The sequence below is a fragment of the Kitasatospora purpeofusca genome (genome assembly GCF_034043715.1).
Taxonomy (GTDB): domain Bacteria; phylum Actinomycetota; class Actinomycetes; order Streptomycetales; family Streptomycetaceae; genus Kitasatospora; species Kitasatospora purpeofusca_A.
In genome coordinates this window covers 1-19,245 of the sequence record NZ_JAXCLC010000101.1, presented here as the reverse complement: position 1 = coordinate 19,245, position 19,245 = coordinate 1, and the positions used below count along the sequence as shown (strand labels likewise).

Sequence of the window (19,245 nt, the reverse complement as noted above, 5' to 3'; positions counted from 1 at the left end):
GCCACCCCCTCCCCTCCCCTCCCCCCTCCCGCCCCGGCCCCTTCCCCGTCCCCGCCCTTCCCGTCGCCCCGTCCGCCCTTCACCCTGCCTGTGCCTTGCCCGGGCGGGCCGCCCGGGCGAGGAAGGCGCTCGACAGCCCTCCCCGCACCGGCGGCCGTAGCCCGGGGCAGGCCGCCGCGGCAAGTCCGGGGTCACCCGGGCGGCCTACCCGTACCGGCGGTCGGACCGCATCGAGTGGCGGCCGGTGACCGCGCGGCGGGGTGTTCGTTGGTTGCAGCGGCGGGGCCGCGTCCGGCCACCCGCCAACCGCTCCCCACCGCACCACCGATCCGCAGAGGTCCCCTCATGCCCGAGCCCTGGTCCGAGGTGTCCACCACCTCCCCGCGTCCCACCGCCGACGGGGCGGCGGCGCCGGCCGCCCCGAAGATCCTGCTGGAGCAGACGCAGGAGCCTGCTCGCCTCGGTGACCGCGGACCTCGCCGACCTTCAGGCCATCGGTGCCCGTACCACCTCCCCCGCCCTGGCCGCTTCCGCCGCCGGCGAGGACGGCGGGCCCTCCGCCGCCCGCTGACCCGGCGGGTCGAGCCGGAGCACCAGTAACCGCTTCTCGTGTTCCGCCGCCGGTTCGGGGAGCCGTCGGGCACCGTCCGGTCCGAACGGCTCCCCGGGCCCGCCCTCCGCCGCCCCGCACGGCTCCGCGTCGTACTCCTCGGGCCGGTCGCCCGCCGTCCGCCGCACGGCGTCGAGCAGTTGGTCGACCAGCTGGGTGCACTCCGCTCCCGCGTCGACCCCGTCGATGCAGGCCCAGTAGAGGCTCTCGGTGTCGGCCCCACAGGCCAGCACGACCAGCGTCTCCCCCATGTCCCGCAGCAGACGGCCGAGTTCGTCGAGCATCGGCCCGAACTCGCCGAGCTCGGTGAGCCTTCGGGCCCGGCCGCCCGGCCCGAAGGCGGACGCCGAGGAGGCGCCCTCCTCCGGATGCTCCAGGCAGCAGGCCGCATGGGTGGCCGCCTCGGCCAACAGCTGCCCAAGGCCGGAGAGCCCCTCCTCCGCCGACCTGGCGAGCCGGGTGGCCACCGCCTCGGTGAGCAGCGCGGCCTGCCGGGCCTCGGCCAGCACGTCGGGAACGTTCCTGGTCTCCGCCAGGGCGTGCCGGGCGGTCTTGATCAGTCGCAGCGCTTCCACGGCCGGAACCCCTTCCGTCGCCCGCGCGGCGCCCTGCCGCGCGGTCACGGTGAGAGGGTGCGACGAGGCGGCGGGGTGGCGCATCCGGACTTCGGGAACCTGTGGACAACCCCGGGGCTGTGGACGACTTCCGTCCCCCGCAGGGGTTAGGTGTGCCCCTACGGGTTGACTTCCTCGCCCTCGGCGGGAGTGCCGGGGACCGGGAAACGCAGTTCGTTCCGCTCGATCTTGGCCGCCAGGGCTGTCAGCGGATCGACCCCGACGGCCGTGCAGAACTGGAGCAGGTAGGCGAGTACGTCGGCCACCTCGTCCCGCACCCGGTGGGCGCGGTCCGGGTCGGCCATCACGACGGCCGCCTGCTCCGGGGTGAGCCACTGGAAGATCTCCAGCAGCTCGCCGGCCTCCACGGTCAGGGCCGAGGCGAGGTTCTTGGGGGTGTGGAAGGGCTCCCAGCGGCGGGCCGCGGCGAAGTCGACGAGCCGTTGCCGCAGCTCTTCCAGGGTCGGCCCGACGGATTCCGTGCGTCGTTCGTTCACCCGTCCAGGTCTACCGCATCGCCCGCCGTCCGGTCGGCCCGGGGGCTTGGTACCCCGGGCTCCGGCGCCCCGGGCTCCGGCGACGCCGGCCCCGCCCCCGGGCCCGAGAGCGGCCCCGAGCCCGCCGTCGCGCCGTCGCGCACCACCTGCACCGGCACCCGCGCCGTCTCCGTCCGCAGCACCGTGAGCCCCGAGCCCGGATCGCGCCGGCACTCCACCACCGCCACCCCGGCCGGCAGCTCACCCGGCCCGCCCAGCGCGTCCCGGGCCGCCGCCGGCTCCTGGAGCGTGGCGAGCACCCGCAACTGGTTGCGCCCCGACATGTCGCGGGCGAGCCGCAGCAGCGAGGCGGCCTGGTCCGTGGAGAGCCCGGCGCCGAGGTCCTCCGCCAGCACGGTGAGCTGCCGTTGCGCCCACGGCACCTCGACGGCCACGTCGAGGTCCAGCACGCCGGCGCCGGTGAGCAGCACGGCGGCGAAGGCGAGGTGGCGGAGCATGCCGTCGGAGGCCTGGTCGGCCCCGGTGCGGCCGAGGACGCCCTCGTCGAACACGGCGAGCACCCGCCGGTCGGCGCCGGTGCCGCGGTGGGCGAGGTCGAGGCCGAGCAGCGGGTGCGGGGCGGCGGACTGGACGACACGCAGCAGCTGTCCGTACCGGCGGCCGCACTCGTTGCCGAGCCTGGCGACGACGGCGGAGATGTTGGCGGCCGAGCTGAGCAGCCTGGCCTGCGGGTGGGGGCGGGCCCAGCCCCGCATCAGGGCGGGTACGGGGCAGACCGGGAAGACCTCGCGCAGCGCGGTGAGCAGCTGTTCGGCGGCCGCGAGGACCTTGCGTTCGCCGGGCGAGGATCCGGCGACGCGCAGCGGGATCTGGGCGGTGACCAGGGTGCCGCTGGGGAAGGGGGCGCGGATGTCGCCCTGCCGGGTGTCGTTGTGCCAGCTGACGTTGACGCGGTGCTGGCGCAGGTCCTGTTCGCCGGTCTCGACGAGGGTCCGGCCGTCGAGGGTGAGCTGTTCCCTGGCGATCCGGACGGGGCCGTCGGTGCGGATGACGACCTCCAGCCCGATCGGCCCGTCCGGGGAGCGGACGGTGCAGCCGAGGATGAGGGCGTTGCGGCCGTGCGGCACGCATCCGGTGAGGCCGCCGCGGACGGGGGCGGCGAGCGGCCCGGTGGTGCCGGGCCGGCCGTCGAGGGAGTCGCCGATCTCCTCGCCGAGGGCGAGTCGGGAGAGGACGGCGAGGGCGTCGAGCGCGTTGGACTTGCCGACGCCGGCGGGGCCGTGCAGCACGGTGAGCGGGGCGAGCGGGAGGGTCGCGCGCCGGTAGGACTTGAAGGAGGTGAGTCGGAGCTCCTCGACGATCGGGCGCCGGGCGGTCGCGGCCTCCGGGGCTGGTTCCGGGGTGCGCTGCTGCGGGTGGGCCGGCACGGCGGGCCGGGTGGCGTCGCGGTTCACCCGTCGGACGTTAGCCGCCGGTCACGCGGCAGAAACGTGCCTGCCCGGCAGATTCATCCCATCGGGGTGGCCCCGGCACGAGGCCGGGACGCCGGGTGGGCCGCCCCCGCACCGGCGGCCGCCGCACCGGGGCCGCCGCACCGGGGGCGGTCCGCCGTTTCAGCGACGGTAGGCGGCGACGGTGACGGACGCCGTCACCTCGACCGGGTCTGGCAGTGCCGCGAGCCGCTCCCCGAGCCGGGCCGGGTCGGTGTGCCAGGCGCTCGGCCCCATGCCGACCACGGTCCGCACGTCCTCGGCGGACAGTCGCATGGTGAACTCGACCTCGCGCCGTCCGGCGGGCGCCAGGTAGGGCCCGAGCTTCTCGTCGATGCGTCGCTGCTTCTCCTCGTCGACCGACAACAGGCCGAGGGTGGCGACGAGTTCGCGCAGGTGCCGGGCGGTGGGCGAGACCAGCAGCAGGGTGCCGCCGGGCCGCAGCACACGGCGGATCTCGGGTCCGTTGCGCGGGGCGAACACATTGAGGACGAGTCCGGCGGAGGCGTCCAGCAGGGGCAGCGGCCGCCAGGCGTCGCAGACCACGGCGCCGATCCGGGGGTGGGCCCTGGCGGCGCGGCGCAGCGCGTACTTGGAGATGTCGAGGGCGGCGCCGGGCCGGCCGGGCAGGGCGTCCAGGACGTGGGCGAGGTAGTGGCCGGTGCCGGCGCCGAGGTCGGCGACCAGTCCCCCCGCCGCGGCATCGGCATCGGCGACGGCCGCGACGGCGGCCTCCGCGAGCGCGTCGGCGATCGGCCGGTAGTGGCCGGCGGCGAGGAAGTCGCCCCGGGCGGCGACCATGTCGGCGGTGTCCCCGGTGCCGGTGTGGGCGTCACCCGCGAGCAGGCTGACGTAGCCCTGCTTGGCGAGGTCGTGGCTGTGCCCGCCGGCGCAGCGCAGGGTGCGCCCGTCGAGGGTGAGCGGCCGCGCGCAGTGCGGGCAGGCCAGATAGGGCTCGATGTCCTGCAGCAAGGGTCCGTCTTCTCTCGCGGCCCGGTCGTGTGCTCGGGCCGGGAGTGCCAGCCTAACCAGCGGCGGTGCCCGGTCCCGCATCCGCCGGCGCGGGCGTCCCCGTGCCGGAGCCGGCACCGGTACTGGCACCGTTACCGGTGCCGGAGCCGTCGGCCCGCGGGCGGGGGACACCGGGCGCCGCCGCCCCTGCCGCCGCCCCTGCCGCCGTCCCCACCGCGCCGACGCGCAGGGCGAGCGCGGCGAGCGCCTCGGGCGCCCCGGCCTGCCCCCGGATGCCCGGGAAGGCGTTGACGTCGACGACGACCGGTTCGCCCGGCCCGTCCAGCAGGTCGACGCCGTAGACGTCGAGGCCGAACACCTCGCCGGCCCGCAGCGCCACCGCGGCCCGCTCGGCGGACAGCTCGGCGGGCCCGAACCCGTCCGCTCCGTCGGGGAGTTCGGCGTGTTCGGGGCCGGCGAGCTCGGAGCGGCGGCGGGCACAGAACAGCTGCCCGGCGACGACCCACAGCTTCTGGTCCCAGCCGGTGCTCGGCAGGTAGGGCTGGGCGACGACGGGCTCGTGCGGCCATTCCTCGGCGAGGGCGCGCAGCCGGGCGGTGTCGTCGACGCGGGCGACGAGGTCGTGGCGGCGGCTGTGCCGGCTCTTGACGACGATCGGCAGGGAGAGTCCCCCCGTCTCGACCGCGGCGAGCAGTTCGGCGAGGTCGGCGGCGGCGCGGGTGGGCGCGAAGGGCAGTCCGGCCCGCCGGGCGAGTTCGGCCATGGCCAGGCGGTCCTGGCAGAGTTCGGTGGCGGCGACCGGGTTGACGACGGGTACGCCGCGCTCCTCCAGCCCCCGGGCGAGGGCGAGCGCCGCCGCTGTGTGCGCCTTGAGCAGGTAGACGTCCGCGGGCGGATCGAACGGTCCGTCCGGACCGGCCGCCGGGTCGAGGGTCTCGATGTGGTGACCGTGCGCGGTCAGCAGCGCGGCGGTCGCGGCGAGCACCGGGTGGTCCGGGGCGGAGGTGATCAGACCGATCCTCATATCGCGCCGCCGACAGGCGCTGCCCCGATGCCGCCGACGCCCACGCCGACACCACCGATACCGCCGACGCCGCCGACCGCGACACCACCGCCCCCGAGGCCGCTCGCGACACCGGCCCCGACGGCCGCCCCGCCACCCTGCACGGGCATCCGGACCGCCCCGGCCCCCAGCCCGACCGCCTCCAGCCCCGAGGCGTCGAGCGCCACCGCGGGAGCCGTGACCGCCGTGCCGGTGCGGGCCAGCCGCAGCACCGCCCGCGCCACCCGCGCGACCGCGTCCGGCACCTGCCGGAAGCTCGGGAAGTCGTTGATGTCGACGACCACCGGGCCGTCCGGCCCGAGCAGCACGTCGACGCCGTAGAGGTCGAGCCCGAACACCTCGCCGACCTGCGCGGCGATCCGCGCGACCTCGGCCGGCAGCGGCACCTGCCGCTCCCGCACCCCCTGGTCGGGGTTGAGCGGCGAGCAGCGCTCGGTCGCGTACAGCTCGCCGTCGACGCAGTACACCTTGAGATCGGTGCCGGAGTTGGGCACATAGGGCTGGGCGATCAGCAGGCCCTCGCCGGCCAGCAGGGGGCCGAGTTCGGCGAGGTGCCCGGGGTCGCGGACGAGCCGCACGGCCCGCCCGGAGCTGCCGTCGGCGGGCTTGACGACCAGCGGGTACTCGGCTGCGGGGATCTCGGCGAGCCGTTCCCACCGGGCGGCCGCGTAGGTGACGGGGACGGGCAGCCCCCGGGTGCGGGCGATCACGGAGGCGAGGGCCTTGTCGCGGACGCCGCGGATGGACCTGACGTCGTTCACGGTGGTGAGGCCGACGGCGGCGGCGGCCTCCAGCAGGGTGAGGCCCGGTCCGCCGGAGACGGTCTTGAGCACCCAGGCGTCGTGGCTGCCGGCCCGGACCGCCTCGGAGATCGCCATCAGCGAGTCGCCGGGGCGCAGCACGTCCACCCGGTGCCCCCACGCGGTGAGTTGGCGGACGACGTCGAGCGGCATGCCGTCGTGCCGGTAGTGCTCCTCCACCAGAAAGCAGAGCCTCATGAGCCAGTCATCCCCCTCGCTTCGCCCAGCGCGGACGTCCGCCGTTCACGTCCGGCAGAGCTGTAAAGGCCCCAGGATGCCACGCGGCCCTCACGCAAGATCGCCCGGCCTGTAAGCGTTGGGCAACAATCGCGGTGAAATGCCCGGGCCGAACGGCCGCCGGATGCCCCGCGGGTCACGTCCGCGCGGGAGCGGACGGGGGCCGGGCGGGGCGTCCGTAATTCCCGCGCGGGAACGCGGCGGGCCTGCTTTGATGCACCGCGTGACCTCCCACGATCCCGCAGCCGCCGCCCGCGCCGCCATCGCCACCACTCCGACGACCCCGACCGCCACCGCCGCCGCCCCGGCGCAGCCGGACCCGGCCCTCCTCGAAGCGATCGAGGGCTACTACGACGCCGTGCCGCGCAGCTCCGCCCGGGTCGAGGACTTCGGCCCGCTCAGCCTGTTCGTCGCGGAGGGCGCCGGCTGGCCGTACTACGCCCGGCCGTCGCTGGGCCACGAGGGCCCCGCCGTCACCGCGGCGGACGTCCGCCGGGTACGGGCCCGCCAGCGCGAGCTGGGACTGCCGGAGGCCTTCGAGTGGGTGGCGGAGCACGACCCGCTGCTGCGCGCCGCCGCGGAGGAGGCGGGGCTGACCGTGCACGAGCACCCGCTGCTGGTGCTCGGCCCGCAGGGCGGACACCCGGACAAGAACAGGAACGAGCACGGGGACGGGGACGAGCACGGGAACGAGCACGGGGGCGCCGCCGGACCGGACGGCGTGTCGGTGCGGGTGCTGGCCGCCGACGACCCGGCCCTGGCCGAGGCGCTGGCCGTCCCGCACCTGGCGTTCGGCGAGCCGGGCACCGGTAGGGGCAGCGCCGGTCCGGCCGAACTGGCCGTGCGGGCCGAGGCGTTGAGGGCCGACGGGACGGCGGAGCGGCTCGCCGGGCGGATCGCCGCCGGGAGGACGGTACTCGCGGCGGCGTTCGGGGGCGGCACGGCACTCTGCGCGGGCCAGCACAATCCGGTCGGCGAGGTCACCGAGGTGGCCGGGGTGGGCACCCTCCCCTCGGCACGGCGGCGGGGCCTCGCGCAGGCGGTCACGGCGGCCCTGGTCGCGGACGCCCGGGCCGGCGGGGTGCGGACGGTGTTCCTGTCCGCCGCGGACGAGGACGTGGCCCGGATCTACCGCCGGGCGGGTTTCCGCTCCTTCGCGACGGCACTGATCGCCGAACCGGGAGCCGGTCCCCACTGACCCCGCCCCTTCCCCGCCCCCGCCGCTCACTCCGCGTCGTCGTCGTCCTCGCCGCTGACCTCCTCGTCCTCGGCCTCGTCCACCACCCAGGCGGCCAGCCGGTCCGCCACCCCGGAGACGGTCAGCCGCCCCTCGCGGATGGCCCGGGCGAGGCTGCGCACCTCACGGGCGGTGGTGGCCACCGTGCAGCCGCTAGCCACCAGGTAGGCGTAGGCGACGGCGGTGGCGAACAGTTCGTTGGTCTTCTCCAGCGCCGGCACCCGGATCAGCTGGTGCATGAGGGCGGCGGCGCGGTCCTGCGGCTCGGGGTAGACGGCGATGTCGAAGATCTCGGCCTGGTGCCGGGCGACGGCGGCGAGCAGCGATCCGTAGTCGGTGACCTGCGGGTCACCGGGCGTGTACTGCTCGGCGGTCATGAGCAGCCACGAGAGGTCGACCTCCAGTTTCAACGGCGCACGTCCTGGAGGTCGGCCTCGCCCCGCTGCTCGCCGAACTCGGCCAGGAAGGCCGTCTCGTACTCCTTCATGAACTGCGCGGCCGCGTCGACGAACACCCGCCCCGCCTCGCCCATGTCCTGCTGGACCAGGCGTTCGATGTACTGGTTCATGCTGATCCCCTGCTGCTCCGCCCGCTCCCGGGCCATCTCCGCGGTGGTGGCGTCCACCCGGACGTTCAGCTGCTTCTTACCCATGAATTCAAGCTAGCGCCGAAGTGCTAGCACATCAAGGGCTCGCGCATCCCGCCGCACGCCCCGCCGGTAGGCCCGCCCCGCGCCCCTACGGACTACCCGCTCCCCCGTCGTCCGACGCGCCCGGGCCCACCGGGAGTGAGACTTGAAGAGTTCTTCACCTTCGGAGACTCTGAAGTGCCCTGAGCATTCCCTGGAGCGGCACCGACCGGTTGTGGAGGCCGGCAATGACAGCGATGTTCGACCAGGAGCTGCGCGAGCAGCTCGACCAGGCCCGCAAGGAACTCGCGGCCGCCCGGGCCGAGGGGGACGCCGACGGCGTCCAGGCGTACGAGGGCCGGATCGCCGGACTGCTGCGGCTCGCCGCCCAGCACGGGGTCCCCCTGCCGCACGACGCCCGGGAAGAGGAGCACAACCTGCCCTGAGCCGCCGCACCGGCCCTCGGAACGACGGAGGCGGTACCCGCGCGAACGCCGGGTACCGCCTCCGTCCTGTGCCGGACCGCCCTGCCGGGCCCGTGCCCGTGTGTCGCGACGCCTACGCGCCCGCGACCGGCTCCAGGATCGCCACGCACTCGAAGTGGTGCGTCATCGGGAACAGGTCGAACGCCCGCAGCGACACCGGACGGTAGCCGCCCTCGCGGAAGAACCCGAGGTCCCGGGCCAGCGCCGCCGGGTCGCACGCCACGTAGGCGATCCGGCGGGCACCGAGACCGGCCAGGTGCGCGACGGTCTCCCGCCCGGCGCCCGCACGCGGCGGGTCGAGCACGACGAGGTCGGTGGCGGTGATGCCGGTGCGCGGCAGCAGCACCTCCACCCGGTCGCACTCGATCCGGACGTTGTCCAGCGCGGCCAGGTTGTGCCGGGCGTCGGCGACCGCCTGCTTGCCGGACTCGATGCCGAGCACCGCGCCGTCCTCGCCGACCCGGTCGGCCAGCGCGCCCGCGAACAGGCCCACCCCGCAGTACAGGTCGAGCGCGTTCTCGCCCCACTGCGGGTCCAGACCGTCCAGGACGGCGTCGACCAGCGTGTCCGCGGCCTCGGGGTGGATCTGCCAGAAACCGCCGTCGCTGACCCGCCAGGTCCGCCCGGCGGCACGCTCACGGACGAAGTTCCGGCCGTGCACCCGGTGGAAGTCGCCCTGCTCGTCGATGCGGCTGATGGAGACCGGCCGGTCCAGCTCGACCAGCGGCAGCTGGGCGCCCGGGGCCGGGGTGAGGACCACCTGGCGGTCGGAGGAGCCGGCGGCGGCGATGACCTCGACCGAGGCGACGCCCGGCCAGTCGCGCGCCTCCACGCCCAGCTCGGTGACGCCCTCGGCGGCGATCAGGCAGCGGTCGATCGGCTGGATGTCGTGCGAGCGGTGCTTGCGCAGCCCCACCTTGCCGGTGCCCGGGTCGACGGCGTACTGGATCCGGGTGCGCCAGGCCGGCACCTGTCCGGCCGGCAGCTTGTCGCCGACCGGCTCGACGCTGCCGTCCCAGCAGGCCTCGGCCGGGGTCAGGCCCGCCAGCTTGGCCAGCTGCTCGGTCAGCACCTGCACCTTGAGCTTGCGCTGGCCACCGGGCGTCACGTGCTGCCAGTCGCAGCCGCCGCACTTGCCGGGCCCGGAGAACGGGCACGGCGCGGCGATCCGCTCCTTGGCGGGCTCCAGCACCTCGACCGCGTCGGCGCGCAGGAAACGCGAGGCGGAGGTGCCCTCGGTGACCTGGGCGATCACCCTCTCGCCCGGCAGCGTGTGCCGGACGAACAGGACCCGGCCCTCGTGCCGCGCCACGCAGTGCCCGCCGCCGTGGGCGACCGCACCGACCTCGACCTCGTAGCGCTCGCCGATCAGCGAGTCGCCGGCGGGCACCCTGGGCGCGGACTCGGCGCGGGGCGCGCGGGCGGTGGAGCGCAGCGCGCGGGGCGGGCGCACGGCCTGCTTGCGCGGGCGCGCGCCCTCCTTCGACCGGTCGCCCGGCTGCCCCTGCTGCCCCGAACGGTCCGAACGGCCGTCACGCTCGCCGCGCGGCGCACGCTCGGCCCGCTCCGGCCGACCCGCACCTCCGGCGTTCCCGGAGCGCTCAGCACGCTCGGCGCGCCCGGCCCGCTCCGGCCGGTCGGTGCGCTCAGTACGCTCAGTACGCTCAGCGCGCTCCGGGCGCTCCGGAGCGCGCTCCTCCGGCGCGAGCGGCGCCGTCCGCGCGGTGAATCCCTCGCGGTCGGTCGCCTCCGGCCGCGACGGCTTGCCCCAGCGGGGCCGGGCGACCTGCCCCGGCCGGCCGGACGAACCGCCCTTGCGGGCACCCTTGCCGGAGGAGCCGTTGGAACGAGACGGGGTGTTGCGGGTCACTGGGAGGAGTCCTTCTTGCCGCTGTCAGCCGACCCGGCGGGCTTCGCCGAGACTTCCGACTTTACGGCCTTCGGCGCCCGGGGCTCACCACGTCGCACCGCACCCGGCGCCGACCAGGCCTTCTGCGGCTTGCGCCGCTCGGACGACTCCAGCTGCCACGGCACCGAGGTCACCATCACCCCCGGCTTGAACAGCAGCCGGCCCTTCAACCGCAGCGCGCTCTGGTTGTGCAGCAGGTGCTCGTACCAGTGACCGACCACGTACTCCGGGATGTACACCGAGACCACGTCGCGCGGGCTGCTGCGGCGCAGGTTCTTCACGTAGTCCAGCACCGGCGCGGTGATCTCCCGGTACGGCGAGTCCAGGACCTTCAGCGGCACCTCGATGCCGCGCTCGTCCCACTCCGCGCGCAGCGCCGCGGTGTCCGCCGGATCGACGTTCACGGTCACCGCCTCCAGGGTGTGCGCCCGGGCGAGCCGCGCGTACGCCAGCGCGCGCAGCGCCGGCTTGTGCAGCTTGGAGACCAGGACGATGGCGTGCACCCGGGTGGGCAGCACCACGTCGTCCGGCTCCTCGGCGGCGACCAGCTCCGCCGACACCCGGTCGTAGTGCCGGCGGATCGCCTTCATCATGACGAACAGCACGACCATCGCCGCGATCGCGATCCAGGCGTGGCTGATCTTGGTGGCGAGCACGACGATCAGCACGGCCATGGTCATCACCAGGCCGAAGGTGTTGATCGCCCGGCTGCGCTGCATGTGGCGGCGCTTGGCCGGGTCGGTCTCGGTGCGCAGATGCCTGGTCCAGTGCCGGATCATGCCGGACTGGCTCATGTTGAACGACACGAAGACGCCGACGATGTAGAGCTGGATCAGCCTGGTCGGGTCCGCGTCGAAGGCGATGATGAACAGGATCGCGGCCAGCGCCAGCAGGATGATGCCGTTGGAGAAGGCCAGCCGGTCGCCGCGGGTGTGCAGCTGGCGCGGCAGGTAGCGGTCCTGGGCCAGGATCGAGCCCAGCACCGGGAAGCCGTTGAACGCGGTGTTCGCGGCCAGCACCAGGATCAGGCCGGTCACCGCGGCGACGAAGTAGAAGCCCGGCGTGAAGTTGGAGAACACGGCCTCGCTGATCTGCGCCAGCGCCGTCTTCTGGTGGTAGTCGCCGGGCACGCCGGCCAGCTGCTCCGCGGGCTCCTCGGCCATCTGGACGCCGGTCAGCCTGGCCAGCCAGATGATGCCCATGAACATCACGACCGCGATGCTGGCCATCATCAGCAGGGTGGTCGCCGCGTTCTTGCTCTTCGGCTTGCGGAACGCGGGCACGCCGTTGGAGATCGCCTCCACGCCGGTCAGCGCCGCACAGCCCGAGGAGAACGCCTTGAGCAGCAGGAACACCATGGCGAAGCCCGCCAGGGACTCGTTCCCCGCGGTCGGCTGCAGCTGGAAGCCGGAACTCTCGGAGGGCATGTCCTGCCCCAGGCCGAAGTGCCGGACCACGCCGTACACCACCATGCCGAGCACACCGACCATGAAGGCGTAGGTCGGGACGGCGAACGCCGAACCGGACTCCCGGACGCCGCGCAGGTTGATGCCCATCAGCACGATGACCACGACCACCGACAGGGTCAGCTCGTGGCCGCGCAGCGACGGCACCGCCGACACCACGTTGGCCACGCCCGAGGTGGTGGAGACCGCGACGGTGAGGATGTAGTCGACCATCAGCGCGCTCGCGACCACCAGGCCGGAGTTGGGGCCGTGGTTCACGGTGGCGACCTCGTAGTCGCCGCCGCCGCTCGGATAGGCATGCACGTTCTGCCGGTAGGAGGCCACCACGGCGAGCATGACGATGGCGACGACGACGCCGATCTGCCACGAGAAGTGGATGGCCGAGGCACCCGCCAGGGAGAGCGTCAGCAGGATCTCCTCGGGCGCGTACGCGACCGAGGAGAGCGCGTCCGAGGCGAAGACGGGCAGCGCGATGCGCTTGGGGAGCAGAGTCTCCCCCAGCTTGTCGCTGCGCAACGCACGGCCGATCAGGATGCGTTTCGGTAGGTCAGTCGGCATAGGCACGTTAAGGAATCGTAGGGGTAGTCGGCGCCGGGGTCCGAAGGGCCACCCCTTTGCCGCCCGTCGGGGTGCCCCTTCGTCGCGACTGTGTTCGGTGGACCGGCTAGCGTGTCGGATACGAGCAGGGCGGCAACACTCAGGTTGTCGTACCGAGCCCCACGAGGACGCCCGCCCCGGGAACCAGGGCGGGGAAACGGAGATTGAGCGGTGTTTGCGCAGGTCATGGCCCCAACGGGACGGGTGAGGTAGCGCCGGTGCACATCGTCATCATGGGCTGCGGCCGGGTGGGCTCCGCGCTCGCCCGCGCACTGGAGAAACAGGGTCACTCGGTGGCCGTGGTCGACCAGGACCCGACGTCCTTCCGCCGGCTGGGCGCCGGGTTCAACGGGCGCCGGGTGACCGGCGTCGGCTTCGACCAGGACACCCTCAAGGAGGCGGGGATCGAGGAGGCCGGCGCCTTCGCCGCCGTCTCCAGCGGTGACAACTCCAACATCATCGCCGCCCGGGTGGCCCGCGAGAACTTCGGTGTGGAGAACGTCGCGGCCCGGATCTACGACCCCCGCCGCGCCGAGGTCTACCAGCGCCTGGGCATCCCGACCGTCGCCACCGTGCGCTGGACGGCGGACCAGATGCTGCGCCGACTGCTGCCGAGCGGCTCCGAGCCGCTCTGGCAGGACCCGAGCGGCGCCGTCCAGCTCGCCGAGGTCGCCTACTCCCCGGAGTGGGTCGGCCGCCGGCTGAGCGAGCTGGAGGAGGCCTCCGGCACCCGGGTCACGTTCCTCACCCGGCTCGGCGAGGGCGTGTTGCCCTCGCCCCAGATGGTGGTTCAGGAGGGCGACCTGGTGCACGTGATGCTGCGCCGCGCCGACCTGACGACGGTCGAGGCCGCGTTCGCGCGGGGCCCGGAGAAGGAGGGCCACTGATGCGAGTCGCCATTGCCGGAGCCGGCGCCGTCGGCCGCTCGATCGCCGGCGAGCTGCTGGAGAACGGCCACGAGGTCCTGCTGATCGACAAGAACCCGAACTCCATCTCGGTGGAACGGGTGCCCATGGCGGAATGGCTGCTGGCCGACGCCTGCGAGATCACCTCGCTCGACGAGGCGGCGCTGCAGCGCTGCCACGTGGTGATCGCCGCGACCGGCGACGACAAGGTCAACCTGGTCGTCTCGCTGCTCGCGAAGACCGAGTACGGGGTGCCCCGGGTGGTCGCCCGGGTGAACAACCCGAAGAACGAGTGGCTCTTCAACGAGTCCTGGGGCGTGGACGTCGCCGTCTCCACCCCGCGCCTGATGTCCGCCCTGGTCGAGGAGGCCGTCAGCGTCGGCGACCTGGTCCGGCTGATGCGTTTCAGCCAGGGCAACGCCAACCTGGTCGAGCTGACCCTCGCCTCCGACACCGAGCTGGTCGGCACCCGGGTCGGCGACGTGGCGTGGCCGCAGGACACCGCCCTGGTGACGATCATCCGCGAGGGCCGGGTCCTGGTGCCGGGCAAGGACGACACCCTGGAGGGCGGCGACGAGCTGCTCTTCGTGGCGGCCCAGGAGCGCGAGGAGGAGCTGGAGGAGCTGCTCTCCAGCTCCCCCGCCCCCCAGTAGCACCGCCGTACGGGAACGCCGCCGTACGAGAACGCCGGGGGCCCGCACTCTTCGTGAGTGCGGGCCCCCGGCGTTCCGTGCGAGTACTGTCCCGGCCGGTCCGGCCGGTCCCCGGCCGGGTCAGTTCCCCCGGGCCGGACCGCCCGCGGAGTGCTCGTGGCCGGGCTGCTCCTGCCCCGCCTCCGGCTCCTCGTCCAGCTGCGCCTTGATCGGCGGCGGCGCCTTCAACAGGATCTGCCAGGTCACGTACATCGCCAGCAGCAACGGCGGGATGCCCAGGGCGACCTTGAGCCAGCCCAGCAGGTTGACGTTGTGGGTGAAGTACAGCGGGAAGAGGATCAGAGGCTTGATGCCCATGATCACCACCCAGGCCCAGGTGGCCTTGATGTAGGCGGCCAGCCGGCCCGGGTTCTCCTTGCGCCAGGTGAACATCTCGCCGGTCACCGGGCCGAGCATGATGCCGATCAGCGGCCAGCGGACCAGCGCCGACACGGCCAGGCCCACGCAGTAGCCGACGTTCCAGAGCAGGCCGGGCAGGTAGAAGTTCTCCGCCTTGCCGGTCTTCATCGAGATCCAGGCACCGATCGCGACGCCGAACACCCCGCTGAAGGCGTGCTGGACGGTCTCCCGCTTCAACAGCCGCGCGACCACGAACAGCGCGCTCAGGGCGAGCGCCGCCCAGGCGGCCGCCGGCACCTTGTGGGTGATGTTGTACGTGACGATGAAGACCAGGCCGGGCAGGGTCATGTCGATCATGCCCCGGACCCCGCCGAAGGCCTTCATCACGGTGTCCGCGGCCTCCCGCGAGGCCTGCGCCTGGCGGGCCGCCTCGTCGGCGTCCACCTCCACCAGACCGAGCTGGGCGGCGGAATCGCCGCCGGACTGCTTGCTCACGCTCATTCGCTCCCGTGTCCGACCGGACGCAGCTCGTAGCGGGGGTTGAACAGCACCCGCCGACCGCGCGCATGACTGATCCGGCCGCTGGCGACCAGACGACGCCCCGGCTCGATGCCCATGATGGAGCGGCGTCCGAGCCAGACCACGTCCAGCGCCTCGGTGCCGTCGAAGAGCTCCGCCTCCAGGGCCGGCACGCCGGCCCTCGGGCGAAGCGTCACGGTGCGCAGGGTGCCCGCGACGGTGACCAGTTGCCGGTCCCCGCAGCTGGCGATCGGGGTACAGCCCGACTCCGCCGCGCTCTCCTGACGCAGCTCCTCGGCCTGGAGCTCCTCCGCGGAGGAGGTAAGCCGACTGAGCATGCGGCGGAAGCGCCCCTGTGGCTGGCCGCTGCTGTTGTCACCACTCATGCCGGAAGGGTACCGGTTCCGGGGCCCCGGGCGGCAGGCCGCGCAAGCCGCCCGGGGCCCTCACGGGGCTTCTCCGGGCGTTCCGCGGCGGCCGTCGGCCGCACCCGGACCGCAGGCCGGTCACGCCTCGAAGCGGTAGCCCATCCCCGGCTCGGTGATGAAGTGGCGCGGGTGGGAGGGGTCCCGTTCGAGCTTGCGCCGCAGCTGGGCGAGGTACACCCGCAGATAGTTCGTCTCGGTGCGGTAGGCCGGCCCCCACACCTCCTGGAGCAGCTGGGTCTGGCTGACCAGCCGGCCCGCGTTGCGGACCAGGACCTCCAGCAGATGCCACTCGGTCGGGGTAAGGCGGACGTCGCCGCCGTCCCGGTTCACCTTCTTCGCCGCCAGGTCGACGGTGAAGCTCTCGGTGACCACCACCGAGTCGTCCTCCCCCGCGACCGGCTCGGCCCGGCGGACGGCGGCGCGCATCCGGGCGAGCAGCTCGTCCATGCCGAAGGGCTTGGTCACGTAGTCGTCGGCGCCCGCGTCCAGGGCCTCCACCTTCTCGTCGGAGGCGTGCCGCGCCGAGAGCACGATGATCGGCACCCGGGTCCAACCGCGCAGGCCCCTGATCACCTCGACCCCGTCCATGTCGGGCAGGCCGAGGTCGAGGACGACGACGTCGGGATGGCGGGCGGCGGCGAGTTCCAGGGCGCTCGCGCCGTCGTGCGCCGCGTCGACCTCGTACTTGCGGGCCTTGAGGTTGATCACCAGCGCGCGGACGATCTGCGGTTCGTCGTCCACGACGAGGACCCGGGTCATGCGGGCTCCGCCTTTCGGGGCTGTCGGATCGGGAGGTGGTCGTCGGGCAAGCGGTCGTCGGGCAAGCGGTCGTTCGGGGCCCGGCCTACGGGAAGTCGGCCGGGGGGATCCCGGTCGTCGGGATGCCGGGCGTTCGGAGGAAGCGGTCCGGCACCGGGCGCTCCCTGGGCGGAGGCGGTCATGCGGGAGCCGCGGGAAGCTCGGGCCCCGGCGCGTCCCCCGGCCCGGGCACACGCTCGGCGGCCGGCAGGGTGACCACCATGGTCAGCCCGCCGCCCGGAGTGTCCTCGGCGGTCACGGAGCCGTCCATCGCCTCGACGAAGCCCCGCGCCACCGCGAGCCCGAGCCCCACCCCGGCCCCGCGCGGCGCGTCGCCGTAGCGCTGGAAGGGCGCGAAGATCCGCTCCTTGGCCTCCTCCGGCACCCCCGGCCCCCGGTCCACGATCCGCAGCTCGACCCGGCCCGGCTCGCCCGGCGGTCGCAGGGCACCGGCCTTGACCAGCACCTTCACCCCCTCCGGGCTGTACTTCACGGCATTCTCGATCAGATTGGCGAGCGAGCGCTCCAGCAGCCCGCCGTCCGCCCGGATCATCGGCAGGGTCTCCGGTACGTCCAGCCGGACGGCGCCCGGCGGGACACCGCCCAGCGCGAACGGCACCACCTCGTCCAGATCGGTCTCCTGGATCAGCGGGGTGACCGTGCCGGTCTGCAGCCGGCTCATGTCGAGCAGATTGTTGATCAGGTGGTCGAGCCGGTCCGCCCCCGCCTCGATCCCGGCCAGCAGCTCCGCCTCGTCCGCCTCGTCCCACTCCACGTCCGCCGAGCGGAGCGAACTCACCGAGGCCTTGATCCCGGCCAGCGGGGTCCGCAGATCGTGCGAGACCGCGGCCAGCAGCGCGGTCCGGATCCGGTTGCCCTCCGCCTCACGGCGCGCGGCCGCCGCCTCTCCCGCCAGCCGCCGGCGCTCCAGCACCACGGCCGCCTGGGCCGCGAATGCCCCGAGCAGCCGCCGGTCCTCGGCCGGCAGCACCCGGCCCCGCAGCGCCAGGGCCAGGTGCTCCCCGACCGGCACGTCGACGTCGGCCGTCTCCGGCCGCTCCGGCGGACGCGGGCCCGCCGTCGCCACCGGCTGCCACGCCCCCAGCGGGTCGGGCCGCTCCAGCAGCGCCGCCGATTCCTGCTGGAAGGTCTCCCGGACCTGTTCCAGCAGCGCGGTCAGCACCCCGTCCCCGCTGGGCGCCCCGCGCAGGACCGTGCCCGCCAGGGCGCTGAGCGTCTGTGCCTCGGTCTGGCTGCGGGCCGCCTGATGGGTCCGCCGGGCCGCCAGGTCGACCACCGAGGCCACGGCGATACCGACGGCGGTGAATATCGCCACCGCCAGGATGTTCTGCGGCTCGTCGATCGTGAAGGTGTGTATCGGTGGAGCGAAGTAGTAGTTCAGCGCCGAGGAGCTGACCAGCGCGGAGGCCACCGCCGGGTACAGCCCGCCCACCAGCGCCGCGCACACCGTCAGCGACAGGAACAGCAGCATGTCCGTGGTCAGGCCGAGACCGTCCACATTGATCAGCAGCAGCGCCAGCAGCGGCGGCCCCGCCACCCCGATCAGCCAGCCGCCGACCGCCCGGGTCCGGCCGAGATCGGTCACCCGGCGGATCGGAATCCGCCCCCGGCCCTTCGCCTCGTGCTCGTGCGTGACGATGTGCACATCGATGTCGCCCGACTCCCGGGTCACCGTGCCGCTCACACCGGGCCCGTAGACGTACTGCCAGGCCGGACGGCGGCTGGTGCCCAGCACGATCTGGGTCGCGTTCACCCCGCGCGCGAACTCCAGCAGGCCGGCGGCCGGATCGTCCCCGAGCACCGCGTGGTACGAACCCCCCAGGCTCTCCAGCAGCGCCCGCTGCTCGATCAGCGTCTGCGACGACCCCGAACCGGAACCGGCCAGCCCGTCCGAGCGGGAGATGTGCACGGCCAGCAGTTCCCCGCCGGATCCGCGGGCCGCGATCCGGGCCGCCCGGCGGATCAGCGTGGCGCCCTCCGGACCACCCGTCAGACCGACCACGATCCGCTCACGCGCCTGCCAGGTGCCCTTGATGCCCTGCTCGGCCCGGTACTTCTGCAGGTACTCGTCGACCCGGTCGGCCGTCCACAGCAGCGCCAGCTCCCGCAGCGCCGTCAGGTTCCCCGGCCGGAAGTAGTTGGCGAGCGCCGCGTCGACCTTCTCCGGCGCGTACACGTTGCCGTGCGCGAGCCGGCGCCGGAGCGCCTGCGGCGACATGTCGACCAGCTCGATCTGATCCGCCCGGCGCACCACCTCGTCCGGCACGGTCTCCCGCTGCCGCACCCCGGTGATGCCCTCGACGACATCCCCGAGCGACTCCAGGTGCTGGATGTTCACCGTCGATACGACATCGATCCCGGCCGCGAGCAGCTCCTCGACGTCCTGCCAGCGCTTCTCGTTCCGGCACCCCGGCACATTGGTGTGCGCCAGCTCGTCCACCAGCGCCACCTGGGGCCGACGCGCCAGCAGAGCGTCCAGGTCCAGCTCCGTGAACACGGCCCCGCGGTGCGTCAGCTCCCGCCGCGGTACCAGCTCGAGTCCCGCCGCCCGGGCCGCCGTGTGCCGGCGCCCGTGGTCCTCCACGAACGCCACCACGACGTCAGTGCCACGCTCCAGCCGCCGGTGCGCCTCCGCGAGCATGGCGTACGTCTTGCCGACCCCGGGGGCCGCCCCGAGGTAGATCCGTAGCCTGCCGCGTCCCATGTGCACCATTCTTGATCCGACCGAAGCTGGCGGCCATCCCGGACACCAGTTCCCTTCGCCTTCGAGACTACGGCGAAGACGTCGCTCTGCCAGCGATCCGGGGCTTGAGCTGGGAGTTTTAGCGCCATTTTGATGGGGCCCCGCAGGCCGCCGGGGCGGCACCGGCCGGCACGGCGACCGGCTGGGCCACCGGCTGCGGGCCGAATTCTCCGG

Annotated in this window: 18 protein-coding genes; 4 read left to right on the top strand and 14 right to left on the bottom strand. The window is 74.0% G+C overall.

The annotated features are described in order from the left end of the window. Nucleotides 1–486 precede the first annotated feature (486 nt). The 6 genes from SM793_RS33730 to SM793_RS33705 form a co-directional block, all read right to left on the bottom strand. The gene (locus tag SM793_RS33730) at nt 487–1,185 is read right to left on the bottom strand and encodes a DUF6099 family protein (protein WP_320442140.1); all 699 of its coding nucleotides are present in this window, start codon (nt 1,183–1,185) and stop codon (nt 487–489) included. Between the two features lie 158 nt (nt 1,186–1,343). Further along, complete coding sequence (locus tag SM793_RS33725) at nt 1,344–1,721, bottom strand: nucleotide pyrophosphohydrolase (protein WP_320442139.1); 378 nt, start codon at nt 1,719–1,721, stop codon at nt 1,344–1,346. After that, nucleotides 1,718–3,175, bottom strand: a complete 1,458-nt coding sequence (locus SM793_RS33720) for an ATP-binding protein (RefSeq protein WP_320442138.1) — start codon at nt 3,173–3,175, stop codon at nt 1,718–1,720. The genes SM793_RS33725 and SM793_RS33720 overlap by 4 nt, the downstream gene beginning before the upstream one ends. 159 nt (nt 3,176–3,334) lie before the next feature. Continuing rightward, nucleotides 3,335–4,183, bottom strand: a complete 849-nt coding sequence (locus tag SM793_RS33715) for a putative RNA methyltransferase (RefSeq protein WP_320442137.1) — start codon at nt 4,181–4,183, stop codon at nt 3,335–3,337. 52 nt (nt 4,184–4,235) lie between these two features. After that, a complete protein-coding gene (locus SM793_RS33710; RefSeq protein ID WP_320442136.1) occupies nt 4,236–5,207 on the bottom strand; it encodes an alpha-L-glutamate ligase in 972 nt (323 codons plus the stop codon). Beyond that, the gene (locus tag SM793_RS33705) at nt 5,204–6,244 is read right to left on the bottom strand and encodes a hypothetical protein (protein ID WP_320442135.1); all 1,041 of its coding nucleotides are present in this window, start codon (nt 6,242–6,244) and stop codon (nt 5,204–5,206) included. The genes SM793_RS33710 and SM793_RS33705 overlap by 4 nt, the downstream gene beginning before the upstream one ends. A 253-nt stretch (nt 6,245–6,497) precedes the next feature. Here SM793_RS33705 and SM793_RS33700 point away from each other — a divergent pair, with 253 nt between their 5' ends. Then, nucleotides 6,498–7,481 carry a GNAT family N-acetyltransferase gene (locus SM793_RS33700; RefSeq protein ID WP_413816097.1) on the top strand — a complete coding sequence of 328 codons (984 nt, stop codon included), beginning with the start codon at nt 6,498–6,500 and terminating at the stop codon, nt 7,479–7,481. 26 nt (nt 7,482–7,507) lie between these two features. On the opposite strand, the gene SM793_RS33695 is transcribed toward SM793_RS33700, so the two are convergent. Both SM793_RS33695 and SM793_RS33690 read right to left on the bottom strand, forming a co-directional pair. Next, nucleotides 7,508–7,930 carry a hypothetical protein gene (locus SM793_RS33695; RefSeq protein WP_037782157.1) on the bottom strand — a complete coding sequence of 141 codons (423 nt, stop codon included), beginning with the start codon at nt 7,928–7,930 and terminating at the stop codon, nt 7,508–7,510. Further along, entirely contained in the window at nt 7,927–8,172 is a 246-nt protein-coding gene (locus SM793_RS33690) for a toxin-antitoxin system HicB family antitoxin (RefSeq protein WP_030397363.1), read from the bottom strand. The genes SM793_RS33695 and SM793_RS33690 overlap by 4 nt, the downstream gene beginning before the upstream one ends. Before the next feature lie 224 nt (nt 8,173–8,396). Between SM793_RS33690 and SM793_RS33685 the strand changes: the two genes are divergently transcribed. Next, nucleotides 8,397–8,594, top strand: a complete 198-nt coding sequence (locus tag SM793_RS33685) for a hypothetical protein (protein ID WP_320442134.1) — start codon at nt 8,397–8,399, stop codon at nt 8,592–8,594. A 112-nt stretch (nt 8,595–8,706) separates the two neighbouring features. Here SM793_RS33685 and SM793_RS33680 read toward each other — a convergent pair whose 3' ends face one another. Together SM793_RS33680 and SM793_RS33675 are read right to left on the bottom strand one after the other, a co-directional pair. Next, nucleotides 8,707–10,023 carry a class I SAM-dependent RNA methyltransferase gene (locus tag SM793_RS33680; RefSeq protein ID WP_320442141.1) on the bottom strand — a complete coding sequence of 439 codons (1,317 nt, stop codon included), beginning with the start codon at nt 10,021–10,023 and terminating at the stop codon, nt 8,707–8,709. Between the two features lie 476 nt (nt 10,024–10,499). Further along, complete coding sequence (locus SM793_RS33675) at nt 10,500–12,566, bottom strand: APC family permease (RefSeq protein ID WP_413816096.1); 2,067 nt, start codon at nt 12,564–12,566, stop codon at nt 10,500–10,502. Between the two features lie 257 nt (nt 12,567–12,823). On the opposite strand from SM793_RS33675, the gene SM793_RS33670 reads away from it, so the two are divergent. After that, nucleotides 12,824–13,492 (top strand): TrkA family potassium uptake protein, encoded by a 669-nt coding sequence (locus SM793_RS33670; protein ID WP_320442132.1) that lies wholly within the window; start codon nt 12,824–12,826, stop codon nt 13,490–13,492. Next, nucleotides 13,492–14,163, top strand: a complete 672-nt coding sequence (locus tag SM793_RS33665; protein WP_320442131.1) for a TrkA family potassium uptake protein — start codon at nt 13,492–13,494, stop codon at nt 14,161–14,163. The genes SM793_RS33670 and SM793_RS33665 overlap by 1 nt, the downstream gene beginning before the upstream one ends. Nucleotides 14,164–14,283: 120 nt before the next feature. Here SM793_RS33665 and SM793_RS33660 read toward each other — a convergent pair whose 3' ends face one another. From SM793_RS33660 to SM793_RS33645, 4 genes are all read right to left on the bottom strand, one after another. Further along, nucleotides 14,284–15,057: a DUF3159 domain-containing protein gene (locus SM793_RS33660; protein ID WP_320442130.1), complete on the bottom strand. Its 774-nt coding sequence runs from the start codon at nt 15,055–15,057 to the stop codon at nt 14,284–14,286. A 2-nt stretch (nt 15,058–15,059) separates the two neighbouring features. Then, nucleotides 15,060–15,467: an OB-fold nucleic acid binding domain-containing protein gene (locus SM793_RS33655; RefSeq protein ID WP_320442129.1), complete on the bottom strand. Its 408-nt coding sequence runs from the start codon at nt 15,465–15,467 to the stop codon at nt 15,060–15,062. Between the two features lie 120 nt (nt 15,468–15,587). Further along, nucleotides 15,588–16,268, bottom strand: a complete 681-nt coding sequence (locus SM793_RS33650) for a response regulator (RefSeq protein ID WP_320442128.1) — start codon at nt 16,266–16,268, stop codon at nt 15,588–15,590. A gap of 178 nt (nt 16,269–16,446) precedes the next feature. Further along, entirely contained in the window at nt 16,447–19,032 is a 2,586-nt protein-coding gene (locus SM793_RS33645) for a sensor histidine kinase KdpD (RefSeq protein ID WP_320442127.1), read from the bottom strand. Nucleotides 19,033–19,245: the final 213 nt, after the last annotated feature.

Bases quoted from the DNA above. Each gene is read 5' to 3' on its own strand.
- SM793_RS33710 (WP_320442136.1), bottom strand. From the start codon at position 5,207: ATGAGGATCGGTCTGATCACCTCCGCCCCGGACCACCCGGTGCTCGCC.
- SM793_RS33705 (WP_320442135.1), bottom strand. From the start codon at position 6,244: ATGAGGCTCTGCTTTCTGGTGGAGGAGCACTACCGGCACGACGGCATG.
- SM793_RS33700 (WP_413816097.1), top strand. From the start codon at position 6,498: ATGCACCGCGTGACCTCCCACGATCCCGCAGCCGCCGCCCGCGCCGCC.
- SM793_RS33690 (WP_030397363.1), bottom strand. From the start codon at position 8,172: ATGGGTAAGAAGCAGCTGAACGTCCGGGTGGACGCCACCACCGCGGAG.
- SM793_RS33685 (WP_320442134.1), top strand. From the start codon at position 8,397: ATGACAGCGATGTTCGACCAGGAGCTGCGCGAGCAGCTCGACCAGGCC.
- SM793_RS33675 (WP_413816096.1), bottom strand. From the start codon at position 12,566: ATGCCGACTGACCTACCGAAACGCATCCTGATCGGCCGTGCGTTGCGC.
- SM793_RS33665 (WP_320442131.1), top strand. From the start codon at position 13,492: ATGCGAGTCGCCATTGCCGGAGCCGGCGCCGTCGGCCGCTCGATCGCC.
- SM793_RS33655 (WP_320442129.1), bottom strand. From the start codon at position 15,467: ATGAGTGGTGACAACAGCAGCGGCCAGCCACAGGGGCGCTTCCGCCGC.
- SM793_RS33650 (WP_320442128.1), bottom strand. From the start codon at position 16,268: ATGACCCGGGTCCTCGTCGTGGACGACGAACCGCAGATCGTCCGCGCG.
- SM793_RS33645 (WP_320442127.1), bottom strand. From the start codon at position 19,032: ATGGGACGCGGCAGGCTACGGATCTACCTCGGGGCGGCCCCCGGGGTC.